Source organism: Kamptonema animale CS-326 (assembly GCF_028330895.1).
Classification (GTDB): domain Bacteria; phylum Cyanobacteriota; class Cyanobacteriia; order Cyanobacteriales; family Microcoleaceae; genus Kamptonema; species Kamptonema formosum.
This window is the reverse complement of sequence record NZ_JAQMUA010000285.1, coordinates 1-4,581: the sequence shown is the minus strand read 5'-3', so window position 1 is coordinate 4,581 and position 4,581 is coordinate 1. Positions and strand designations below refer to the sequence as shown.

Sequence of the window (4,581 nt, the reverse complement as noted above, 5' to 3'; positions counted from 1 at the left end):
CAGGGAAGGCGGATTGATGAATGAGGGAAAATTTGGGGTGGGTGCGAATGCAGTTTGATTGGAGGGTGGGGGCGAATTTAATGGGGGTAAAGGCGCTGTGGGCGTAACAAAAGATGGCATCCCCGGCGGTAAGGAAGGTAACTGAATTGAAGAGGGTTCCGGGGGCAAGGGTGGTATTAAATTAGGGGGTGCTGGAATGGATGATATTGAAAATTGTGGTGGGGAGATTGGGGAAGGTAATGTTTGCGGTAAGCGCTTCATTTCTTCGGGAGTTAATTCCAATACCTCAACTTTGCCGGCGGATTTTGGTTGTGGGGAAAATATGGATAGTACAGGGGCGCTTACTCCCAGTATTCCATGAATGCCTACAGAGGCGATCGCTGCCCACCATGTCGGTTGGCGCAGTTGTTCAGTTAGACCAGTAAAGAGGGATGGAGAGTAAGACATACTAAATTGGGAATTGGGAATTGGTAATTGGTAATTGGTAATTGGGAATTGGGAATTGGTCAAATCCTGCCTAATTGATAATTTTTCTGCTATTGGGAGTGTTAATAATAATTTTGGATAATGAAATCAGCATCTTAGCATGGTTTATCTGGGAGTTGCCGGAGCTGATTTTAGGACGAGAGAGCGGTCTGGACTACCCTTGAGGGAAAGTAGGGTAATTTTAAGTGGGGGCGATCGCGCAGTAGGTAATCAACACTAGACTGGGTAATGTGATTGGTTCTACCACAAAAGGGCGATCGCTCAACTCATACCGCTGGAATAGCGCCGAAACCTACTGGTAGACACAACTTACTATTAAAACTACTGCATCAAACTAATAGAGCGCTGTTTCCAATTTTGTTACGCGATCGTCTCTCTGAGTTCAGCCATACATCTTGATTACCACCGATATCGATGGCGCTTAAAGGGCGCACCCTCGAAACTGAGTACCTCTAGGGGGTAAATAGGGGCACCGCTTGCCATGTAATAAATCATTTCCCGCACTTCCTCTCCCCGCAGGGACAGTCGATCTAATTCTTTGAGAGAATACCATTGTGCGCCCAAAGTATATTCGTCAGGTTTGCTTTTGGGGGGGGTGCTGTCTTCTGGGCGGGCGACGAAAATTACTCTAACACGAACTCTACCCTTGGGCATGACTGTATGCTCAAAGCGGAGAATTCCTTCGAGTACGATGGGGATACCTGCTTCCTGTAAAGTGTTACGCTGTGCTGCTTCCAGCAGGTTCTCTCCTGGTTCGACTCGGCCCGCAGGAAGGTACCACTGCTGCTCATGCTTGCGCTCGTGTACCATTAGAAAACGGTTTTCTAAGTGAACGACAACTAGGGTAAAATACCATGTAGGAATTGGCTCGCGAGCCATAGAATCTTAGCTCAGTTGGATGTAAAGATCGGTAAACATATCCTGCAACTATAGTAGGGCTTTGGTGCGATCGCCAGTTTTCTAAGATAAGATTTAGGCGAAGCGATCGCGAAACCCTTAAACAGGGGGTTTTGAGATTCCTCCGTTTTTGAAGTGCTGTTGCTTAAATTTGAGGGGTGCGATCGCCATTTACCTTTGCTGAGTCTCCACTTTATAATCGAGTACCCGCAGTCAGCGATCGGGATACTGAAAGGATACTCAACTGAAAGGATACTCAAAGGATACTGAGCGCAATATTCCCCCTAATCTTTATTTCTCACTCACCGTTGTACTTAAACCTGCGGCCAAGTAAATCTGATGCGCTACCAAATGCCAGATAATTCCAATACCAATTACTCCCAAACCAACTAACCAGACTTGCCAATCCAGACAAAAAGCCAAAACTACGGAAGACAAAAGAGCTATCCAAGTTATTCCTATTGGATACAAACGTTCTTCATTGCTAAGGCGCAGCGTTGCTAAAGCCACAATAAAACACCGATAAAGAGCGCCAAAAGTCCCAAAAGCCCAAGTAGTTTTTACATTGCCAATTAAAACTAAAAGTGCAATTGCAATTCCCACAGAAATAACAGCCCAATAGGGTGTTGAGCCGGTACTGTTTAATTGGGTAAGAAAACGGGGCATATCTCCTCGCCTACCCATCGCTAAAATCAAACGAGATAAACTCAAAACTGTACTGAGTAGAATACTCAGCATTGCCGTAATAGCACCAATCGCTACAATTATTGGTGCAACAGGAATGCCAAAACTCTCAGCTACAACTTCTAAAGGTGCTGCTTGCACTCTTGCTGCTTCGCTAAAAGCTAATGGGCCAATTGAACCCAAACTTACTATTGCTAACCCAACGTAAAGTATCATCGTAAAAACTATCGTAATAATTACGGATTTTGGGATATTTTTTCTAGGTTCTACTACTTCTTCACTTAACAGAGCTATGCGAGCCGCACCATTGTAAGCAACAAACAATAAAGCAATTGACTGAAGCTGATTTTCGATCCAATTCCTACCATCAATCTCAGGAAAAGCCAGATTTGCTAAAGCATTCTCCGGGAAAACGATTAAACCAGCAACAATCAAGAACAATAAAGAGCCAATTGTCACTGATAAAACAACTAAAGTTGTGATTTTAGAAGTCCGTATTCCTGCCAGAACAACTAAAGTCATAATTAAAATTGCGGCTTCAGCTACAGGTACTAGATAACCTCTCTCAGTCACACCTATGGTATTAAGTAAGTAGCCAGCAAAACTGAGGGCGGCTGTTGCTGCGACAGCCATTTTGCCCAAAAGAAATAACCAGCCAGCAGTAAAACCTAGCCAAGGATTCAGGTACTTGTAGCCATACTCATACACACCACCACTAACAGGATGATTAACCGCAAGTTGGGTGAGATTAAGACTATTGCAAGCCACTACTAACCCAGCTAAAACTAATGCGATGATTACGGCAGAACCAGATACTTCCGTAGCAAGTCCAAGACTAACAAAAATCCCCACTCCCAGGACTGAACCTAATCCCATGATGGTTGAACCAAACCAACCTAACTCTCGCTTCAGTTGTTTTGGTTCAGTTGCCGACACCTTAAAATTTTCTGTATTCATCTGCTATCAAGGATTGATTTGTGTCCAACTACTTACCGATTCCAAAGATGAGCAGGGACGTGAATATTGCCTGAGAACAGCAGACGTGCTGTACGCACCACGCCAGCGCGTTCCACATTTATATCAGAACCTTGGCAGCTAGTCACCAAGACTACCTCAATCTTTCCTAAAGGATGCTCGATTACGATTGTTTCTCTTTGAGCACCTGTCACAATTGCTATCCCATCAGCAACAGAACCCTTGAGGATAGCACAGCAGCCAACGCAGATTCCCCCAAGGACTGCGTGGGTAGCATGACAAATATCTGGAACAAAATAGCGGGATGTCACGTTACCTCCATAACGTGGTGGTGCGAGAATCGCGAACTTGGGAATAACGCTATTGGCAACATTACTAAGTCCCATCCTCAAACCAGCAATGCGACGAATTGCCTCAATACGATTAAAAAATGCAGTATCGGTATCAAATTCGGCTTTGGTTTCATAACCTGTTTTGCCCAAATCCTCGGCACGGGCAATTACCATCGGCATTGCAACATCAATACAGGTTACTTCAATGCCTTCAATTTTCTCGCGTAGTTGACCTGTTGGTAATAACTTGCCTGTCTTAGAACCGACAACATCCATAAAATTAAGCTGGATTGGTGCTGCTGTTCCAGGTACGCCGTCAATTTTTGTGTTGCCTTGATAATCGATATAACCGCCAGGAGTTTGTACTATGGCTTCAATCAATGAACCAGTGTTGACGGCATGAATCTTGATTGTTGTTTGACCATTCACAGCCTTGAGTAAACCCATTTCTAGCGCTGCGGGAGCAACACCAGCGAGGATATTGCCACAGGAAGGTTCCACGTCAACTTTGGCCTGAGAAATTTTTACTTGCGCGAAGAGGTAGTCTATATCTGCCCAGGGATGAGTTGAAGGAGATAAGATGGCGACTTTGCTAGTAAGTGATGTGGCCCCTCCAACCCCGTCGATTTGCATTTCGTCTGGGGAACCCATTGCTGCTAGTAGCACCTTGTCTCGTAGTGCGATTTCCTCTGGCAAGTCTTGCTTAAGGAAGTAAAGCCCCCGTGATGTACCACCTCGGATAAATAAGCTAGGTATTGCTATTTGCATCTGTGAATCGGGTTTCTACCATGACAGAAGATAGTAGTTTTCCGTAAATCTTATCTAAAGTATAGATAGGATGGCAACACCCAGCTTAAAATTATAGCACACTTTCCTCAAAAATTACTACCAAAAAAATCGATTGCATCCTTCAAAGCCGCAATAAATACATCAATTTCTTCACGAGTATTATAAAAATACAAACTCGCCCTTGCACTAGCTCTAATACATAAATAACGGTGCAAAGGCTGGGTGCAATGATTACCAGCGCGAATCGCAACTCCCGCCTGGTCTAACATCTCCGATAAGTCATGAGGATGCAAATCTCCAACATTAAAAGCGGCTAAAGCTGCCCGACCTTCCCCATTAATATCAGGCTTCGGCCCATACAGCTTAATATCGGGAATTTCGCGCAATTTTTGGAAGAGATAAGCAGTCAATTCTACCT

General features: G+C 44.4%; 4 protein-coding genes and 1 pseudogene. All 5 read right to left on the bottom strand.

All coding sequences use genetic code 11. The features are described 5' to 3' along the window. Positions 1-447: pseudogene (locus tag PN499_RS16870) on the bottom strand (hypothetical protein); the annotation flags it as partial. Positions 448-885: 438 nt separating this feature from the next. Then, the gene (locus PN499_RS16865; protein ID WP_272033260.1) at positions 886-1,365 is read right to left on the bottom strand and encodes an NUDIX domain-containing protein; all 480 of its coding nucleotides are present in this window, start codon (positions 1,363-1,365) and stop codon (positions 886-888) included. A 309-nt stretch (positions 1,366-1,674) separates the two neighbouring features. Next, positions 1,675-3,024: an APC family permease gene (locus tag PN499_RS16860; RefSeq protein WP_272033259.1), complete on the bottom strand. Its 1,350-nt coding sequence runs from the start codon at positions 3,022-3,024 to the stop codon at positions 1,675-1,677. Positions 3,025-3,056: 32 nt separating this feature from the next. Further along, positions 3,057-4,142: a 4-oxalomesaconate tautomerase gene (locus PN499_RS16855; protein WP_272033258.1), complete on the bottom strand. Its 1,086-nt coding sequence runs from the start codon at positions 4,140-4,142 to the stop codon at positions 3,057-3,059. 107 nt (positions 4,143-4,249) lie between these two features. Continuing rightward, positions 4,250-4,581 (bottom strand): aminotransferase class V-fold PLP-dependent enzyme (locus PN499_RS16850; protein WP_272033256.1); only part of this gene is annotated, 332 nt, incomplete at its 5' end.